Origin of the sequence: Kribbella sp. NPDC048928, assembly GCF_043197975.1 — a bacterium.
Classification (GTDB): domain Bacteria; phylum Actinomycetota; class Actinomycetes; order Propionibacteriales; family Kribbellaceae; genus Kribbella.
In genome coordinates, this window is sequence record NZ_JBICUC010000008.1 from 56,875 (window position 1) to 74,039 (window position 17,165).

Annotated in this window: 18 protein-coding genes; 7 read left to right on the plus strand and 11 right to left on the minus strand. The window is 69.4% G+C overall.

Translation table 11 applies throughout. The features are described from left to right. The first annotated feature begins 60 nt into the window (after window positions 1–60). Genes ACGFI6_RS31090 through ACGFI6_RS31105 form a run of 4 tightly spaced genes read left to right on the plus strand, consistent with a single transcriptional unit; the run spans window position 61 to window position 5,356 of the window. Window positions 61–1,266 (plus strand): cysteine desulfurase-like protein, encoded by a 1,206-nt coding sequence (locus tag ACGFI6_RS31090; protein WP_393124828.1) that lies wholly within the window; start codon window positions 61–63, stop codon window positions 1,264–1,266. A 37-nt stretch (window positions 1,267–1,303) separates the two neighbouring features. Next, a complete protein-coding gene (locus ACGFI6_RS31095; protein WP_393124830.1) occupies window positions 1,304–2,863 on the plus strand; it encodes a hypothetical protein in 1,560 nt (519 codons plus the stop codon). Next, entirely contained in the window at window positions 2,856–4,073 is a 1,218-nt protein-coding gene (locus tag ACGFI6_RS31100; protein WP_393124832.1) for an ROK family transcriptional regulator, read from the plus strand. Before ACGFI6_RS31095 ends, ACGFI6_RS31100 begins: the two co-directional genes overlap by 8 nt. A gap of 8 nt (window positions 4,074–4,081) precedes the next feature. Beyond that, entirely contained in the window at window positions 4,082–5,356 is a 1,275-nt protein-coding gene (locus ACGFI6_RS31105) for a glycoside hydrolase family 125 protein (protein ID WP_393124834.1), read from the plus strand. On the opposite strand, the gene ACGFI6_RS31110 is transcribed toward ACGFI6_RS31105, so the two are convergent. The 5 genes from ACGFI6_RS31110 to ACGFI6_RS31130 form a co-directional block, all read right to left on the minus strand. After that, window positions 5,349–6,194: an ABC transporter permease subunit gene (locus tag ACGFI6_RS31110; RefSeq protein ID WP_393124836.1), complete on the minus strand. Its 846-nt coding sequence runs from the start codon at window positions 6,192–6,194 to the stop codon at window positions 5,349–5,351. The two genes, ACGFI6_RS31105 and ACGFI6_RS31110, sit on opposite strands and share 8 nt — an antisense overlap. Then, complete coding sequence (locus ACGFI6_RS31115) at window positions 6,184–7,092, minus strand: ABC transporter ATP-binding protein (RefSeq protein ID WP_393124838.1); 909 nt, start codon at window positions 7,090–7,092, stop codon at window positions 6,184–6,186. The genes ACGFI6_RS31110 and ACGFI6_RS31115 overlap by 11 nt, the downstream gene beginning before the upstream one ends. Window positions 7,093–7,170: 78 nt before the next feature. Next, window positions 7,171–7,836, minus strand: coding sequence for a response regulator (locus ACGFI6_RS31120; protein WP_393124840.1), 666 nt, complete (start codon window positions 7,834–7,836; stop codon window positions 7,171–7,173). Between the two features lie 10 nt (window positions 7,837–7,846). Then, window positions 7,847–8,491, minus strand: coding sequence for a response regulator (locus ACGFI6_RS31125; protein ID WP_393124842.1), 645 nt, complete (start codon window positions 8,489–8,491; stop codon window positions 7,847–7,849). Beyond that, window positions 8,488–9,630 (minus strand): sensor histidine kinase, encoded by a 1,143-nt coding sequence (locus ACGFI6_RS31130; protein WP_393124844.1) that lies wholly within the window; start codon window positions 9,628–9,630, stop codon window positions 8,488–8,490. The genes ACGFI6_RS31125 and ACGFI6_RS31130 overlap by 4 nt, the downstream gene beginning before the upstream one ends. A gap of 154 nt (window positions 9,631–9,784) precedes the next feature. Between ACGFI6_RS31130 and ACGFI6_RS31135 the strand changes: the two genes are divergently transcribed. Further along, window positions 9,785–10,300, plus strand: a complete 516-nt coding sequence (locus tag ACGFI6_RS31135) for a DUF6069 family protein (protein WP_393124846.1) — start codon at window positions 9,785–9,787, stop codon at window positions 10,298–10,300. On the opposite strand, the gene ACGFI6_RS31140 is transcribed toward ACGFI6_RS31135, so the two are convergent. Further along, window positions 10,223–10,984 (minus strand): FadR/GntR family transcriptional regulator, encoded by a 762-nt coding sequence (locus ACGFI6_RS31140; protein WP_393124848.1) that lies wholly within the window; start codon window positions 10,982–10,984, stop codon window positions 10,223–10,225. The two genes, ACGFI6_RS31135 and ACGFI6_RS31140, sit on opposite strands and share 78 nt — an antisense overlap. Window positions 10,985–11,058: 74 nt before the next feature. On the opposite strand from ACGFI6_RS31140, the gene ACGFI6_RS31145 reads away from it, so the two are divergent. Further along, a complete protein-coding gene (locus ACGFI6_RS31145) occupies window positions 11,059–12,270 on the plus strand; it encodes an alpha-hydroxy-acid oxidizing protein (RefSeq protein ID WP_393124850.1) in 1,212 nt (403 codons plus the stop codon). A 58-nt stretch (window positions 12,271–12,328) separates the two neighbouring features. Here the strand turns inward: ACGFI6_RS31145 and ACGFI6_RS31150 are convergent, their stop codons facing one another. The 3 genes from ACGFI6_RS31150 to ACGFI6_RS31160 all read right to left on the minus strand — a co-directional run bounded on the left by ACGFI6_RS31150 (window position 12,329) and on the right by ACGFI6_RS31160 (window position 15,426). Next, window positions 12,329–13,462 (minus strand): sensor histidine kinase, encoded by a 1,134-nt coding sequence (locus ACGFI6_RS31150; protein ID WP_393124852.1) that lies wholly within the window; start codon window positions 13,460–13,462, stop codon window positions 12,329–12,331. A 78-nt stretch (window positions 13,463–13,540) separates the two neighbouring features. Then, window positions 13,541–14,179: an MSMEG_1061 family FMN-dependent PPOX-type flavoprotein gene (locus ACGFI6_RS31155; RefSeq protein WP_393124854.1), complete on the minus strand. Its 639-nt coding sequence runs from the start codon at window positions 14,177–14,179 to the stop codon at window positions 13,541–13,543. After that, complete coding sequence (locus tag ACGFI6_RS31160) at window positions 14,179–15,426, minus strand: MFS transporter (protein WP_393124856.1); 1,248 nt, start codon at window positions 15,424–15,426, stop codon at window positions 14,179–14,181. Before ACGFI6_RS31160 ends, ACGFI6_RS31155 begins: the two co-directional genes overlap by 1 nt. Window positions 15,427–15,547: 121 nt before the next feature. Here ACGFI6_RS31160 and ACGFI6_RS31165 point away from each other — a divergent pair, with 121 nt between their 5' ends. Further along, the gene (locus tag ACGFI6_RS31165; protein WP_393124858.1) at window positions 15,548–15,985 is read left to right on the plus strand and encodes a hypothetical protein; all 438 of its coding nucleotides are present in this window, start codon (window positions 15,548–15,550) and stop codon (window positions 15,983–15,985) included. Here the strand turns inward: ACGFI6_RS31165 and ACGFI6_RS31170 are convergent. Both ACGFI6_RS31170 and ACGFI6_RS31175 read right to left on the minus strand, forming a co-directional pair. Next, entirely contained in the window at window positions 15,978–16,634 is a 657-nt protein-coding gene (locus ACGFI6_RS31170) for an alpha-ketoglutarate-dependent dioxygenase AlkB (RefSeq protein ID WP_393124860.1), read from the minus strand. The two genes, ACGFI6_RS31165 and ACGFI6_RS31170, sit on opposite strands and share 8 nt — an antisense overlap. A gap of 176 nt (window positions 16,635–16,810) precedes the next feature. After that, window positions 16,811–16,972 (minus strand): hypothetical protein, encoded by a 162-nt coding sequence (locus tag ACGFI6_RS31175; protein ID WP_393124862.1) that lies wholly within the window; start codon window positions 16,970–16,972, stop codon window positions 16,811–16,813. Window positions 16,973–17,165: the final 193 nt, after the last annotated feature.

A 17,165-nucleotide genomic window follows, 5' to 3' on the forward strand; every position in this document is an offset into this window, starting at 1 on the left:
TTTATCCGTATTCGGGCAGTGACTGGCGGCGGGTGTCAGGAGCGAGAGAGGATGACGCACATGAGTGCCTTCGACGTCGTCACGGTCCGGAAGCAGTTCCCCGCGCTCGACGAGGGCGCCGCGCACTTCGACGGTCCCGGCGGTTCGCAGACCCCGCAGGCGGTCGCCGACGCGGTCGCGCGGACGATGACCTCGGCGCTCGCCAACCGCGGGCAGCTGACCGCCGCCGAACGCCGCGCGGACGAGATCGTCGTCGGCGCCCGGCAGGCGATGGCCGATCTGCTCGGCACGACGGCGCAGGGGATCGTCTTCGGTCGCAGCATGACCCAGCTCACGTACGACTTCTCCCGAACGCTCGCCAAGTCGTGGATGCCGGGCGACGAAGTGATCGTCAGTCGCCTGGACCACGACGCGAATGTCCGCCCCTGGGTCCAGGCCGCCGAGGCTGCCGGTGCCACGCTCAAGTGGCTCGGCTTCGACCCGGAGACATCCGAACTGGACGACATCGCACCGCTCCTCACCGACCGCACCCGGCTGGTGGCCGTCACCGCGGCGTCGAACCTCCTCGGCACCCGTCCGGACACCCAGAAGATCGCCGACCAGGTCCACGAGGCGGGTGGGCTGATCTACGTCGACGGCGTGCACCTCACGGCGCACGCGCCGGTCGACGCCCAGTACGCCGACTTCTACGCGTGCTCGCCGTACAAGTTCTTCGGGCCGCATCTCGGTGTCCTGACCGCTGCGCCCGAGCTGCTCGAGACGCTCAAGCCCGACAAGCTGCTGCCGTCGTCGGACACGGTGCCCGAGCGGTTCGAGTTCGGGACGCTGCCGTACGAACTCCTCGCCGGCACCACTGCCGCGGTCGACTTCATCGCCGGCCTCGGGGGCTCCGGCAGCACGCGCCGTGAGCGTCTCGTGTCCTCGCTCCAGCTGGTCGAGGAACACGAGGACGTACTGCGTGACGACCTGGAGACCAGGCTCGCCGCGCTCCCCGGCGTCACCCTCCACGGGCACGCCGCGAACCGTACGCCGACCCTGCTCTTCACGGTCGAGGGTCACGCCCCGGCCGCCGTCGCGGAACACCTCGCGAAAGCCGGAGTGAATGCGCCGGCCGGTTCGTTCTACGCGTACGAGCCGGCCCGGCACCTGGGTCTCGGCCCGGCTGGTGCGGTCCGCGCCGGCCTGGCGCCGTACAACGACCAGTCGGATGTCGACCGTCTCGTGGCGGCGGTCTCCGCCTTGACCGGTCCGAGCGGCACTAACTAAAGTCTCTGGGGAAACTAATTCCGCCCGAGGGAGTCAGGTGAGAGAACCGAGCGCTGTTTTCGTCCAGGCGGGCCCCTCGGACGGGTTGACCGCACCATCGCGCGCCGGGGCCGAGGTCACCTGGAACGACGGCACCATCGAGGTCACCGCGACCCGGATCTCCCGGGTCGCGCTGCGCTGGTCCGAGAAGCTGCCGGACGGTGCGCTGATCCTCGGCGACGCCTGGGAGCGCTCGTACGGTGACCTGCAGTGGCGGCACCAGCAACCCGAACGCTTCCTGCCCTGGTACTTCCTCGTCCACGACCCCCGGACCGGTACGACGACCGGCGCCGGCGTCGACGTGCAGCCGAACGCGTTCTGCTCGTGGACCGTCGACAGCGACGGTTTCACCCTCTGGCTCGACCTGCGGAACGGTGGCGGGCCTGTTCGGCTGGACGGCCGTACGCTGACAGCAGCGGTCGTGCGACGATTCGACGACGCGGGCACTCCCTGGCAGACCCTGGACGCAGCGGTCGCCTCCCTGAGCACCCGGCTACCGGCGCGACCTGAGCCCGCGCCGGTGGCCGGGCCTGTCGTCGGTGCGAACAACTGGTACTACGCCTACGGCGAGAACTTCGACGAGAAGGCCGTCCTCAAGGACGCGTCCACGATCGTCGAGCTCGCCGACGGCCACCCGGTGAGACCGTTCAGCGTGGTCGACGACGGCTGGTACCCGGGCGGCGTCTGCTCGGGCGGACCGTGGGACCGCGGCACGCCGGGCGTCTTCGACGACATCGCCGGTACGGCGGCAGCGATCAAGGCGATCGGTGCGCGACCGGGCATCTGGTTCCGCCCGCTCCTGGTCCGCGAGCCGAGCCCGCTGACCTCGACGGCCCCGCACGACAAGCCGGGGCGGGCGCTCGATCCGACGTACCCCGAGGTCCTGGACGGGCTTCGTGTGGACCTGCGGCGGTTCAAGGACTGGGGTTTCGAGCTCGTCAAGCACGACTTCAGTACGTACGACGTGTTCGGCGCGTTCGGCCCCGCGATGGGGTCGCGGCTGACCCGTGACGGCTGGCAGTTCCACGATCCGTCGCGGACCACGGCCGAGATCGTGCTCGGTCTCTACCGCGAGATCAGGTCCGCGGCGGACGACCTCGTACTGATCGGCTGCAACACCGTCGGCCACCTCGCCGCCGGTCTCGTCGACGTCCAGCGGATCGGTGACGACACCTCCGGCCGGGACTGGGAGCGGACCCGGAAGATGGGCGTGAACACGCTCGCGTTCCGGCTGCCGCAGCACAACCGGTTCTTCACCGTCGACGCGGACTGCGTCCCGTGCACGCCGCAGACGCCGTGGGAGCTGAACGCGCGCTTCCTCGACCTGGTCGCCCGATCCGGTACGGCGCTGTTCCTGTCGATCGATCCCGCGGCCCGGACTGCCGAGCGCGACCGTGTGCTCCGCGACGGGATCCGGCTGGCGCTCGACGGCGGCGCGCCGGAGGGGATCGAGCCGACGGACTGGCTCACGAACACCACGCCCACCGCGTGGCGATCGGGTTCCGAGGCGATCGAGTACGACTGGTCACAGCCCTGGGGCGCCGACCCGAATGGCTAGACGGGGGACGAATCTGGATCGCGTCGGGGGGTTCAACGACGCCGTTGTGCTGGACGCGATCCGCCGCAGCGAACAACTCAGCCGTGTCGAGCTCGCGGCCGCGACCGGCCTGTCCGGTCAGGCGATCTCGAACATCGCGCGCCGGCTGCTCGACGCCGGTCTGGTTCGCGAGGCGGGCGTCCTGCGCGGCGCCGGTCTCGGCAAGCCCCGCACGCTGCTCGAGCTCGAGCCGACCGGTCAGTACGCCGTCGGCGTCCATCTCGACCCGGCCGTCGTCACCGTCGTCCTGCTCGACCTGACCGGTGAAGTGGTCGCCCGGCGGCCGGTCGACCAGTACGCCGACGATCCCGACCTGCTGATCGACGGGATCGCGAAGACGATCGAGGAAGTGATCGCCGAATCGGGTGCGGCCCGCGACCGGGTCACCGGCGTCGGGATCGCCGCCCCCGGCCCGATCGACGTCGACCGCGGCGTGGTCGTGGACCCGCCGAACCTCTCGACCTGGCACCTGGTCCCGCTGCGCGACCAGCTCCACGAACGGACCGGCCTCCCGGTCGTCCTGGACAAGGACGTGACCGCGGCCGCGTCCGCGGAGAAGTGGGCCGGCCAGGGCGGGAGCTTCGTGTTCTTCTACCTCGGTACCGGCGTCGGTGCAGGGCTGGTGATCGGCGACGACGTGGTGCGCGGATCGTCCAGCAACGTCGGCGAGATCGGTCACGTGATCGTCGATCCCGACGGGCCGGTCTGCTACTGCGGGCGGCGCGGCTGCGTCGGTGAGGCCAGCCAGCCGCGGTACCTGGTGCAGCAGGCGGTGCGCGCCGGCGTACTTGCCGAAGGCATCGATCTCGACGACAGGCAGGCTGTCGACGAGGCGTTCGCGCGGCTGTGCTCGCTCGCGGCCGACGGGACAGATGGCGCCCGCCTGATCGTGGTGACCTTGGCCTCGAGGATCGCCAAGGTGGTCGAGGACATCGCGAACCTGCTCGACCTGGATCGCGTGGTCTTCGGCGGTCCGCAGTGGGAGCGTCTCGCCCCTGTCCTGAACGACGCAGTACGCAACGCCCTGGAAGACCGGTTCCTGCTGCAGGCCGTGCACCCGTTCGAGGTCACCGGTACCTCGCTCGGCGCGGACGTCGGTGCGATCGGCGCCGCCAGCCTGGTCCTGGACCGGACCTTCTCGCCCAACCCCGCTCTGGTTCCTGAAAGGTAGATGTTCTGATGATCGACCCCGAGGTCCTCTCCCGCGCCGTTGCGGCCGTCCAGCGGGCGAGCGGTGACGAGGTGATCGCGGAGATGTTCCGGCGCTCGATGGCGGAGAACCTGCCGGCGGTCGCCGAGCGGATGCCGGACGGTACGACGTTCGTGCTCACCGGTGACATCCCGGCGATGTGGCTGCGCGACTCGGCCGCCCAGCTGCGCCCGTACCTGCTGCTGTGCAAGGACGATCCGGGGCTCCAGGACGTACTGATCGGCGTGTTGCACAAGCAGCTCGAGTACGTCGTCCTGGACCCGTACGCGAACGCCTTCAACAAGGAGGCGAACGGCGCCGGGCACGTCACCGACGAGACCGAGATGACGGCGTGGGTGTGGGAGCGCAAGTACGAGATCGACTCGCTGTGCTTCCCGCTCGAGCTGGCGTACCGGCTGTGGCGGATCACCGGACGTACGGACGTCATCGACAACCGGTTCCGGGCCGCGGCCGAGGCCGTCGTCGAGCTGTGGACCGTGGAGCAGGACCACGAGGCGCGCTCGACGTACAGCTTCCAGCGTGACGAGCCGGGCATGCTGCCGTCCGACACGCTCGCCCGCGAGGGCCGCGGCCGGCTGACCCGCCCGACCGGGATGTCGTGGAGTGCGTTCCGGCCGAGCGACGACGCCACCGAGCTGGGCTTCAACGTACCGGGCAACATGTTCGCGTCGGTCGTGCTCGGGTACCTGCAGGAGATCGCGACCGAGGTCCTGCGCGACGAGCCGCTCGCCGATCGCGCGAAGGCGCTGAAGGCCGAGATCGACGAGGGGATCGCTTCGTACGGGACCGTGGATCATCCGGTGCACGGGCGCGTGTATGCGTACGAGGTCGATGGCCTCGGACAGACGCTGCTGATGGACGACGCCAACATGCCGAGCCTGCTGTCGATCCCGCTCACCGGGTACGCCGCCGCGGACGACCCGACGTACCTCGCGACGCGCTCGCTGCTGCTGAGCCCGGACAACCCGTACTACTACAGCGGCACGGCGGCCGCCGGCATCGGCAGCCCGCACACCCCGCCCCGCTACATCTGGCACATCGCCCTTGCCGTACAGGGCATTTCGAGTACGTCCGCGGAGGAACGCCAGCGCCTCCTCGAACTCCTTCGCGACACCACCGGCGGTACCGGCCAGATGCACGAGGGGTTCGACGTCGACAACCCCCACAACTTCACCCGCGAATGGTTCTCCTGGGCAAACGCCATGTTCTGCGAACTGGCCCTCGTCCACGCCGGCGTCAGGTGATGTCGCGGCGGCGGGTGGTCCAGGCGGCCAGGGCGGCGAAGACTGCGCAGTAGGCGAGCAGGGTCAGGAGCGCGCGGTTGCCGCTGACGGCGTCGCGTACTCCTGGGGGTGCGTCGGAGGCTGCCATTCCGGTGACGGCGAAGACGAGCGAGCCGGCGTTGGTACCGGGCAGGATGTCGGCGAGCCACTTCAGGCTCGGCAGCAGACTGCTCACGACGCCGGCCAGCAAGGTCTCGATGCCGAGGATCCACACCACGCCGAGCCCGATCGGCAGTGCAACGTTGCGGAAGGCAACGGCCAGGACGACACCGGCCAGGCACCACATCATCAGCACGAGCCAGCCGCCGGCCAGGCCTTGCAGCAGGTCGCCGACGCTCGGCCAGCTCATCGAACCGTCCTCGGCGGCCGCGATACCGACGCTGCAGAGCGCGCAGGCTGCGAAGATCCCGACGACCCAGAGCGCGATCATCGTGCCGAGCGCGGCGAACTGCGCGCCGAGGATCGTCAGCCGGCGCGGGCGCTGGGTGAGGACGGTCTTCAGCGTGCCCCAGGTGTACTCGCCGCCGATCACGATCGCGCCGAGCACCAGCGCGAGGGCGCCGGCGAAGATCGGATAGCCGCCGATCGTGTTGTCGATGACGCGTTCCGGCAGCATGCCGCGGAGGATTTCCGCGCGCGGTACGCCGGTCGTCTGCGGGTTGTCGTCGCCGGTCGCGTAGCCGAGGTACGGCAGCAGGTAGCCGAAGATCAGGCTGAGGACGAGGCCGGCGCCGAACAGCACCCAGACGGCGGATCGCTTGCGGAGCTTGAGAATCTCCGCGCGGTAGCTACCCAGCATCTGTCTGCTCCTCGGTCTTCAGCTCTGTGGTCAGCTCGAAGAAGATGTCTTCGAGGGCGCGTTCGGTCGTGTGCAGCTCGGACACCTCGATGCCGGCCTCGACGAGGGTGCGGTTCACCTCGGCGGCCTTCGACGGATCCACCTGCACCCGGAGCGTGTCGTCGTAGCGGTGCACGCTGCCGAAGCGGGTCAGGATGCTCTGCGCCTTGTCCTTCGGGGCCGCGCGGACGACAAGTTCCTGCTCGCCGCGGAGTTCGTCGACGTTGTGCTCGGCAACCATCCGGCCGGCGTTGATGATGCCGACCCGGTCGCAGATCTGTTGCACCTCGCCGAGCAGATGACTGGACAGGACGACGGTCCGCCCGCCGCTGCCGAGGTCGCGGATCAGCCGGCGCATGTCGCGCATCCCGGCCGGGTCGAGACCGTTCGTCGGCTCGTCGAGGATGACCAGCTCCGGGTCCTTGAGCAGCGCGGCCGCGACCCCGAGCCGTTGCTTCATCCCCAGGGAGTACGTCGAGAACCGGTCCTTCGCGCGCTCGGTGAGGTCGACGAGCTCGAGCACCTCGTCGATCCGCTCCCGCGACACGGCGGCGTACTCGGCGAGCAACCGGAGATTGTCCAGGCCGGACAGGTACGGGTAGAACGCGGGCGACTCGATCATCGACCCGGTCCGCCCGAGTACGCCGGCGTCACCCGGCCGCCCGCCCAGTACCCGCACCGTGCCGCTGCTCGGGGCGATCAGCCCGGTCAGAATCCGCAACGTGGTCGTCTTGCCCGCACCGTTCGGCCCGAGGAACCCGTACACCTCACCCGGCAGCACCGTCAGATCGACACCGTCAACCGCCAAGGTGTCGCCGTACCTCTTCGTCAGCCCACTGACCTCAACAAGCGCATCCATACCAAGAGCGTCCCGCCCCACCCACCTTCACCGCGTCGCCCCCAAGGAGTGACCCGACCTACCCCTCCGGGAGTACGGTCAACCGAGCCAGCCGGGCCGGACGAGTCCGGTTTGGTAGGCGACTACTACCAGCTGGGCGCGGTCGCGGACGCCGAGTTTGATCATCGCGCGGCTGACGTGCGTCTTCGCGGTCGCCGGGCTCAGCACGAGCCGCGCAGCGATCTCGTCGTTCGACAGGCCCTCGCCGACCAGCGCGACGATCTCCTTCTCACGCTCGGTCAGTACGTCGAGCTCCTTGCTGGCGTGCGGCTGCCGCGACCGCGACGCGAACTCCGCCACCAGCCTCCGCGTGACCCCCGGCGACAGCAGCGCATCCCCGCGCGCCACCACCCGTACGGCCTGCAGCAACTCCACCGGCTCCGTGTCCTTCACCAGGAACCCGCTCGCCCCGACCCGGAGCGCCTCGAACACGTACTCGTCCAGGTCGAACGTCGTCAGGATCACCACGTGCACGTCGGCCAGCTCAGGATCCGCGCCGATCTGCCGGGTCGCCTCGAGACCGTCGGTGCCGGGCATCCTGATGTCCATCAGCACGACGTCCGGCTTCTCCCGCCGCGCCGCCACGACCGCCTCGGCGCCGTCCGAGACCTCACCGACCACCGTGATGTCGTCCTCGGAGTTCAGCAGCGACCGGAACCCCGCCCGCACCAACGCCTGATCATCCGCCAGCAACACCTTGATCATGCGCTGGAGCTTATGCGAGCCCAGCGTCATGGGCGAGCAACGCGACCTGCGTGCGGTTGCCGAGCTCCAGCTTGGTGAGGATGTGCGAGATGTGCGCCTTGACCGTCGCGAGGCTCATGAACAGCTCGCCCGCGATCTGTGCGTTCGCCTTGCCTTGAGCGACCGCGAGCATCACGTCGTACTCCCGTGGAGACAACCGCTGCAGCTTCTGTTGCGCGATCGTGTGCGCGTCGGCCTGGGTGGCGGCGCGGTCCATCAGCCGGCGCGTGATCGCCGGTGACAGGATCGGGTCACCGACCGCGACCCGCCGTACGGCCTCGACGATCTGCGCCGGGGGAGTGTCCTTCAGCAGGAAGCCACTGGCGCCGGCGCGGAGCGCGTGCAGCACGTTCTCGTCGGTGTCGAACGTGGTCAGTACGACAACCTCCGGCGGGTTCGCGCGCGCCCGCAGCCGTTGGGTCGCGACGATCCCGTCCACCCGCGGCATCCGCAGATCCATCAGCACGATGTCCGGGAAGTGCGCGTCGACGGCGGCCGGTACCTCGTCACCGTCGGCGGCCTGTCCGACGACCGAGATCCCGTTCGCGCCGTCCAGCATCATCTCCAGGCTGGCCCTGACCAACGCGTCGTCGTCAACCACGAGTACCCGGATCATGAAGGCCACGGTAGCGAGGCCTCGAGGCGGAACGCGCCACCGGGCTCCCTTCCGTGGTCCAGAGTGCCGCCTGCGAGCTGGACGCGCTCGGTCAGCCCGACCAGCCCGGTCCCGCTGCCCGGCACCAGCGGCGTACGGTTCGAGGCCGCGTTCGTCAGCTCGATCCGCAGACCGGCACCCGGTCCGCCCGCGACCATCACCGACACCGGGTGCCCGGCCGCGTGCTTCCGGGCGTTCGTCAAACCTTCCTGCACGACCCGGTACGCCGTCCGCCCGGTTGCCGGCGGCAACGACGTGAAGTCCGCGACCTGATCGTCGTACGCGATCCTGGTCCCCGCCTCGCGAGACTCGTCGACCAGCGCGGCCAGGTCGCCGAACGTCGGCTGCGGCCGCGCCTCGTACACGTCCTCGTCCCGCAGCACGTGGATCACCTCGCGCAGCTCGTCGAGCGCCTGGTGCACGCCGGTACGGATAACGCCGGCCGCCGTGGCCAGCTTCTCCGGCGACGAATCCGGCCGGTACTCCAGAGCACCGGCGTACGTCGCCAGCAGCGACAGGCGATGAGCCAGTACGTCATGCATCTCGCGCGCCATCTTGGTGCGCTCCAGCGACCGCGCCTCCGCGACCCGGCGTCCCTGCTCCGCCTCAGCGCGACGGGCGCGCTCGCGGAGCGACTCCAGGAGCTGCTGCCGCGCCTGCGTACCTTGACCCCAGCCGAGCAGCGCGGCATGGACGACGACCACAAGGATCGCGTACCACAGGTAGGGCAGACCGTGAATCGGTTGCCACAGGCCCTGAATCAAGTGTCCTGCGGTACCGGCCGCAGCGACCAGGATGGCAGTCCGGAGCGGGCGGTGGAACGCGACGTTCAGTGTGCCGACGGTGGACGGCGGCGTGGCGGCGGGGGAGACGGCGGCGAAGGCGGCGAGGACGAGCGCGCCCGGCACCGGCCGGCGGAAGGACAGCGGGATCACCGCGAGCGAGGCGAGCCCCATCACGATGTCGAGCACCAGGAACTTGCGGTGATCCGGGTCCGGCAGCCGCCCGACGATCGTTCCCGCGACCATCAGCGCAATCAGCACGACCGCGGTGATCTCCACCGATCTCGGCGGCTTCCGCGGCGCACACAAGTCCTCCATGCCCCGAGGCTAGGCCCCACCGCGCTCCGCCACCACCAACCAAAGTCGAAGCCGCCCAGACTTCCGGCGACCCCATCCCAGCTCTACGGCCGATGCCCCACGTCGTCCTTCAGTCCCAAGCTAACCCCATCACCCCGCCACCAAGGAGCCCCAAATGCCAACCCCAAACATCCCCAGCACCCCTGCGCACCGGGGCACCTCCACCACGCCCGGCGCCCACACCTCCTACCCGGCTGCTCCCGACGCCACCACGTCTGCGGTCCAGGGCCCGCGCCGCAGGTCCGGCCGCAGCCGACTCGCGGTCGTAGGTGTCGCCGCCGTCGCAGCCCTCCTGGACTGGGTGATCCTGGCCCCGATAGCCGGCCTCACCCTGACTGCCCGCCAGGGCGGCGTCCAGCACATCGGCGCCCCAGCCGTCGTCATCTCGACGATCGTCGTCGCCTTCGCCGGCTGGGCCCTGCTGTCGATCCTCGAGCGCCGCACCCCTCGAGCCCGCGACATCTGGACCGTCGTCGCCACGATCGTCTGCATCACCTCGCTCGGCAGCCCGCTGACGAACGGCATCGGCACCGGAGCAAAACTCGGCCTCGCTTCACTCCACCTGGTGGTCGGCGCGATCGTCATCCTCGGCCTCCGCCGCACCGCCCTGGCCCCCTCCGAACGGTGCTAACTGAGCCGCCTGGTAAAACCCACGGATATGCGCGGTCACCAACGTGGCCGCGCGCTCCGGCTCACCGCCGCGCACCGCGGCCAGGATCGCCCGGTGCTCGGTCCGCAGCCCGAGAGCGGTCGCCTCCCAGTCCGGCAGATTGGGTACGGCGGCCAGCACGTATGTGTGGATCGCCGACCGCAACGACGCCATCACCGCCGCGATCAGGACGTTCCCCGCGAGCCCGGACAATGCGACGTGGAACTCTGCGTCGAGCAGATGAAACTCCTCCGGCGACAGTCCCGTGTCGTCCATCCGGTCCAGCAGCTCCTCGGCAACCTTCAGCTCACCCGTCCCGAGCTCCCGCGCAGCGGCTTCCCGCGCCGACCAGGACTCGAGCAACAGCCGCGTCTGCACGACATCGCCCATCGGCAGATGGTTGGTTGCCAAGTGCAATCGCAGTACGGCGGTCAGCGGCGAGACCGGCTCCGCCACGATCACGGCCCCCGACTCGGGACCGGACCCGGTCGCGGTCCGTACGACGCCCATCGCCTCGAGCACCCGGACCGCCTCCCGCACCGACGGCCGGCTGATCCCGAGCTGCTCTGCGAGCGCCCGCTCACCGGGCAGCCGCCCCCCGATCCGCAACCGCCCGGCGGCCAGCTCCGCCTCCACCCGATGCAGAACAAGCTCGTAGTTCTTCACCTGGACAAGTGTATCCGTGTGGTCGGACCACAGGGTAGGGTGTGGTCCGACCACAGAATCAGCCGGGAGTTGTGATGACCGATCGCCAGATGCCCAAATGGTCCGAGTTGAAGCCGCTGCTGCGGCCGAAGCCGGTCACGGTGAACGCGACCGAGCGGCGGCTCGAGAAGGCGCTGACGATCGCGGACCTGCGGACGATCGCGAAGCGCCGCACGCCGCGCTCGGTGTTCGACTACACCGACGGCGCCGCCGAGGCGGAGATCAGCCTGCGCCGGGCCCGCCGGCTCTTCGCCGAGATGGAGCTGCAGCCGTCGATCCTGCGCGACGTCTCCGAGATCGACCTCGGCACGTCGATCCTCGGCGGCCGGTCCGCGCTGCCGTTCGCGTTCGCGCCGACCGGCTTCACCCGGATGATGAACCACGAGGGCGAGAGCGCGGTCGTCAAGGTCGCCGAGGACATCGGCATCCCGTACGCGCTGTCCACGATGGGCACCACCTCGATCGAGGATGTCGCGGCCGCGGGACCGAACGCCCGCAAGTGGTTCCAGCTCTACGTGTGGAAGGACCGTGACGCCGGCGAGGACCTGGTGAAGCGCTCGGCCGCCGCCGGGTACGAGGCGCTGATGCTGACCGTCGACGTACCGGTCGCCGGCGCCCGGCTCCGTGACGTGCGGAACGGCTTCACGATCCCGCCCAGCCTCACCGTCAAGACGGTTCTGGACGCGTCGCTGCATCCTGCCTGGTGGGCGAACCTGCTCACCACCCGGCCGCTCACCTTCGCTTCCCTGTCGACCTGGGACGGCACCGTCGCCGAGCTGCTCGACAAGCTGTTCGACCCGACGATGACGATCGACGACCTCAACTGGCTGCGGTCGATCTGGGACGGCCCGCTGATCGTGAAGGGCATCCAGACCGTCGAGGACGCCCGCCGGGTCGTCGATGCCGGCGCGGACGCCGTCGTACTGTCCAACCACGGCGGCCGGCAGCTGGACCGCGCTCCGACACCGCTGCGCATCCTCCCGGACGTCCGCAAGGCGATCGGCAGCGACGCGGAGATCTACCTGGACACGGGCATCATGTCCGGCGCGGACGTCGTCGCGGCAATCGCCCTCGGCGCCGACGCCTGCCTGGTCGGACGCGCGTACCTGTACGGGCTGATGGCCGGCGGCCAGCGCGGCGTCGCCCGGGCCGCGGAGATCCTGACCAAGGAGGTGCGCCGCACGATGGCGCTACTCGGCGTCTCCAGCGTCGCCGACCTGAACCCCTCCCACGTCCGCCTGCCCTGACCCCGACCGAGAATCTGCGCCTCGGGTAGTGCGATGGGCGCCGGTACTCACCGGAAATCTACAGAGGCAGGGTCGCCGTGATCCGCAGTCCGCCGGTCGGAGTCCGGTGAGCGGTGAGGGTGCCGCCGAGTGCGGTGGCGCGTTCGCGCATGCCGGAGATGCCGTTGCCTTCCTTCGGCTGGGCGGCCAGCGATTCGCCGTTGTCGTCGATCTGCAGCACCAGAGCCTGCTCGCCGTACTGGATCCGTACGGTCGCCGAGGTGGCCCTGGCATGCCGTACGACGTTGGTCAGGGACTCCTGGACGATCCGGAACGCAGCGCGGTCGAGACCCGTCGGCAGCGGCCGCGGATCGCCGTGCACACTCTTGTGAACCTCCAGCCCGGCCCGTTCGGTACGGCTGATCAGATGGTCCAGATGGTCGAGTCCCGCGACCGGTTGGCGCGGTGCGGATTCATCCGACTGCCGCAGTACGCCGACGATCGAGCGCAGCTCCACCAGGGCTTCCTTACTGGCGTCCTTGATCGCGGACAGCGCCGGGGCGGCCCGCTCAGGTTGTCTGTCGACCAGGTGGAGTGCTGTGGAGGCTTGCACGTTGATGAGCGAGATGTGGTGCGCTACGACATCATGCAGCTCCTGAGCGATGCGTAGGCGTTCCTCACCGGCTCGGCGCAGCTCCTCCTCCCTCCGAGTACGTGCGGCCGCCATGACGCGGTCCCGGTGGGCGCGGAAGAGTTCGGCGAGGAAGCCCAGTACGCAGAAACAGGTGCCGACGAGCAGTACCTGGTACAGCCCCTGCTCGTTGATGCCGAGGATCAGCCGGCCGCCCACATGCCCCACGTACAGGGCGATCAGCCCGACCCAGCCCGCCAGCCGGTGCCCCAGACGGATCGTGGTGAACACCGCGATCACGAACGCGAAGATGATCGGCCCGTACGCGTACTGCATCAGCATGTAGACCAGGGTCGAGATGACTGTTGCCCACAGCACCCTCACCGGTTGCGTCCGGAGCCAGTACAGCGCTACGGATCCGAGCAGCAGCAGGACCACCATGAACCAGTCCGCGGCCCTACGGTCCGGCTCACCGCGGGACGCGCCGAACGAGCCGACCACGGCGATCACAGAGATCGCCAGTGGCAGCAGTACGCGGCGCGCGCGGGTCCCGAAGGTCGGGACCTCCACAGGTTCGGTCACACTACGAAACCGTAGAGGGCCGCCGGGCAGGTGTCATCGTCGCCACGGAGTACTTGGGTCTGCGCCCGCTGAAGTAGTTCAGTACTTGACCTTGTAGATCGAGTCCTCGTACTGCTTGCCGTAGTACTCGTCGAGCTTGCCGAGGTCGTCGTCCGGGCGCTCGAACGTCTGCGACATCACCGACCGGCGCGGCACCGCCTCCGGGTTCCAGGTCTCCGGCTTCCACAGCTGCGAGCGCAGGAACGACTTGGAGCAGTGGTGGAAGATCTGCTCGATCTCGACCAGCAGCGCGAGTTGCGGGCGGTTGCCCTTGACGATCATGTCGTCGAAGAACGGGGCTTCCTTGACGATCCGCGCCCGGCCGTTGATCCGTAGCGTGTCGGTGCGGCCGGGGATGAAGTAGATCAGCCCGACGTGCGGGTTGCTCAGCAGGTTGGTGAAGCCGTCGATGCGGCGGTTGCCGGCCCGGTCCGGGAGCGCGAGCGTGGTCCGGTCGAGGACCTTCGTGAAACCGGCCGGGTCGCCCTTGGGGGAGACGTCGCAGTTGCCGTCGGCGTCCGAGGTGGCGATCAGGCAGAACGGGGAGGCGCCGAGCCACTGCAGGTCGAGGTCATGGAGCTCCTTGCGCTCCTTGGCGACCGCTGCGCCGATGGGCGGCGGAACGACCTCGCGCAGCTCGTCGTGCGTGGTGATTTCAACCAGTCCGGGGATCTCCATCAGGCGGCGTTCTCCTCTACCAGCGACGGCGTGACGTCCTCGTTGACGGCCCTCGTCCGCGCAGCCCATCGTACGGCGGGACCAGTTGCGCAACTGGTCCCCAGGAACAGCGCACCGACCGCCAGCCACCCGATCGGGCCCCATCCCAGGATCACCGTGGTGAGCAGCGCCGGGCCCAGCATCCGGGCGATCGCGGGGCCGCTGCCGAAGAAGCCCTGGTACTGGCCTTGCTTGTCCGCGGGCGCCAGGCCGAAGCCGATCTCCCAGGCGCCGGACGCGAGCTTCATCTCGCCGAGGGTGAGCAGCGCCGCGGCCAGGACCAGGACGCCGGCGGTGAGCGGGGCGCTGAGGTGTGCGGCGGTCGTCGCGAACACGGCGCAGGCCGCCAGCATCGCGACTCCCGCGTACCGGACCGAACGGGTCGCGGTGCGCAGATCCCTGACAGCCTTGGCGATCCGTACCTGGAAGAGCGTGACGCCGAGGGTGTTCACGATCATCAGCGACGCGACGATCCAGCTGGGTGCGTTCGTACGGGTGACGATCCAGAGCGGTCCGACCAGGCTGATCAGCGGCATGAAGAGCAGCATCACCGCGTTGATCAGCGCGAGCAGCGCGTACGGGCGGTCGTGCAGCACCGCGAGCCGGGGCTCGCCCTTGGCGCGGATCGTGGTCACGATCGGCGGTACGCGCCGGATCAGGGCTGCCGCGATCAGGAAGCTGACCGCGTCGATTGCGAAGACGATGAGGTACGCCGCTTTGCTGTCGAAGCGGAGTGCGAGGCCCCCGAGGAGCGCGCCGACCGCGAGACCGGCGTTGACCGTGGACTGCAGGAACGCGCGGATCCTGGTCCGTTCGGCCGGTTGGACGAGCCCGGCCAGCAGGGCCTGGCGCGCTGCCGTGAGGCCGGTCTGGCTGCAGGCGTAGAGAGTCGCGGCCACGAGGAAGCCCACGAAGCTCCTCACGACCAGGAACGAGGTCACCGCCGTCGCGGTGCTGAGCGCGAGCAGGATCGCGGTTCCGCGTGCTCCCCGCCGGTCCGCGAGGTTGCCCAGCGGGACGCCGGCCAGGAAGCCCACCAGCCACGCGATCGTGAGGCCGAGCCCGACCTCCGCGGTCGAGAGGCCGACCACCCGGGTGAAGAACAACGCCGAGGTGACGACGAACGCACCGTCGCCGACCGAGTTCGCCAACTGCGCCATCGCGAGGTCCCGGGGCGCACCGGCCGGGGGCAGCATCTGGTTGCTCATGACTTCGAGCCTAGATACGCAGCGGCCCGTGGAGGAGATCCATTCAGCGTGCTAACTGATGGGCCACTTTGCCCTGTGGATAACCCGGATCCGGGGTCGGAATCGCGGCATTCTTTCAAGTATGAGCTTCGAAAATCTGACTCCCACCTGGAACGACCGACCACTCACCGACCCTGGATTCGCCGCCGACGTCGTCGACCTGATGGTCACCCTCGGCGACCGCCAGAAAGGCAGCATCACCGCCATCGTCTGCGGCCCGGACGACCGGTTCCTTACTGCGATGGCCGTGGAGCTCCGACCCGACTTCGCCGGGCTCGCCGCGACCGAGCTGTTCCGGACCGCGCTCCGACCGGTCCTCGAGGCCCTCCGAACCAGTCCCGATGCGGGCCTCGTCGTCGCGCTGGGACGGCCTGACCACGACCTGCTCGCGGCCATGGACCACGCATGGGCCCAGGCGGCCACCGAAGTCTGCGAAGCCGCCGGAGTCCGCCTGCTCGGCTTCTACGTCGCCACCAAGCTCGGCATCCATCAACCAGCGGCCGGCCGCGTCCTCATCTGACACCCCGCGGCCGGAACTGGATGCTGATCCGCGGCCCCATATGCCCCGCGGCCTTCGGAATCGCATGCTCCCAGGTGCGCTGACAAGAGCCGCCCATCACGATCAGATCCCCATGTCCCAAGGGATATCGCAAGGTCGACGAGACCGGTTGCCCCGTGCCCGGCAGCCCCGTGCCCGGCCGCGGCCGCAATGCCAACACCCGAGGCTCACCTACTGAAAGGATCGCCACCATCGTGTCCTCGTGGTTCCCGCGCCCGATCCGATCCCCGTGCCACGCGACGCTGTCCCGCCCGTCGCGGTAGAAGCACAGCCCTGCCGTACGGAACGGCTCACCCAACTCGTCCGCGTAGTGCGCACTCAACGCATCCCGAGCCTCATCGAGGACCGGCATGGGTAGCGCGGCGTCCTCCCCGTAGAAACACAACAGCCGCGGCACATCGACCACCCGGTCGTACATCTGCCGCCGCTCCGCCTGCCAAGGCACCTCCCGAGCCAGCCGCTCAAAAACCTCGTCCGCCCCCGTCAACCACCCCGGCAGTACGTCAACCCAGGCTCCCCGCCCCAACTCGGCCCGCGTCACCCCACCGAGCCCACCCACCGCCGGCTCCCCAACCAAGCCGAACAACGACCCCTGCAGTTCACCACCCATACCCCCACCCTACCCGAAACTCGAACACCTGTTCCCACTAAATCTCACCCCGCGCCACCCTCTCCAACCTCCATCTGCCCCCTCACACACCATCCGGCATCCCCGCACCGGACTGCGCGATCCGATCGCGACATCAATCCGCATCGCCCGCTGATCGACGTCAAGCTGGCGGGTGTCTACCGGAACAACATCGACCTTCCACGGAACGGCGTTGGCCGGAGCGCGCGGAGATCCTGTTCGCCGGCGACGCGACCGGCGTGCGGTGCACCGAGCAGCAGCGCGCCGGACGGCAGCGCACCGGACGGCAGCGCACCGGACGGCAGTGCGCCGCACAGCACCGCTCCGCAAGTGCACCGCTCTGCAAGTGCACCGCTCTGCAAGTGCACCGACCAACGCGTAGCCCGCGTCCAGAACCGCCGCGCGGATTACACCTCAGCAGCCGATGCGTCTCGAGCCAGGCCGCCCACCGCCTGACACCAACAGGTATCACCGTTCGCCCAACCACTGCCCCGATCAGGAAAGCGGCCTGCG

Bases quoted from the DNA above. Each gene is read 5' to 3' on its own strand.
- ACGFI6_RS31090 (WP_393124828.1), top strand. From the start codon at position 61: ATGAGTGCCTTCGACGTCGTCACGGTCCGGAAGCAGTTCCCCGCGCTC.
- ACGFI6_RS31100 (WP_393124832.1), top strand. From the start codon at position 2,856: ATGGCTAGACGGGGGACGAATCTGGATCGCGTCGGGGGGTTCAACGAC.
- ACGFI6_RS31105 (WP_393124834.1), top strand. From the start codon at position 4,082: ATGATCGACCCCGAGGTCCTCTCCCGCGCCGTTGCGGCCGTCCAGCGG.
- ACGFI6_RS31110 (WP_393124836.1), bottom strand. From the start codon at position 6,194: ATGCTGGGTAGCTACCGCGCGGAGATTCTCAAGCTCCGCAAGCGATCC.
- ACGFI6_RS31115 (WP_393124838.1), bottom strand. From the start codon at position 7,092: ATGGATGCGCTTGTTGAGGTCAGTGGGCTGACGAAGAGGTACGGCGAC.
- ACGFI6_RS31120 (WP_393124840.1), bottom strand. From the start codon at position 7,836: ATGATCAAGGTGTTGCTGGCGGATGATCAGGCGTTGGTGCGGGCGGGG.
- ACGFI6_RS31125 (WP_393124842.1), bottom strand. From the start codon at position 8,491: ATGATCCGGGTACTCGTGGTTGACGACGACGCGTTGGTCAGGGCCAGC.
- ACGFI6_RS31130 (WP_393124844.1), bottom strand. From the start codon at position 9,630: ATGGAGGACTTGTGTGCGCCGCGGAAGCCGCCGAGATCGGTGGAGATC.
- ACGFI6_RS31135 (WP_393124846.1), top strand. From the start codon at position 9,785: ATGCCAACCCCAAACATCCCCAGCACCCCTGCGCACCGGGGCACCTCC.
- ACGFI6_RS31145 (WP_393124850.1), top strand. From the start codon at position 11,059: ATGACCGATCGCCAGATGCCCAAATGGTCCGAGTTGAAGCCGCTGCTG.
- ACGFI6_RS31155 (WP_393124854.1), bottom strand. From the start codon at position 14,179: ATGGAGATCCCCGGACTGGTTGAAATCACCACGCACGACGAGCTGCGC.
- ACGFI6_RS31160 (WP_393124856.1), bottom strand. From the start codon at position 15,426: ATGAGCAACCAGATGCTGCCCCCGGCCGGTGCGCCCCGGGACCTCGCG.
- ACGFI6_RS31165 (WP_393124858.1), top strand. From the start codon at position 15,548: ATGAGCTTCGAAAATCTGACTCCCACCTGGAACGACCGACCACTCACC.
- ACGFI6_RS31170 (WP_393124860.1), bottom strand. From the start codon at position 16,634: ATGGGTGGTGAACTGCAGGGGTCGTTGTTCGGCTTGGTTGGGGAGCCG.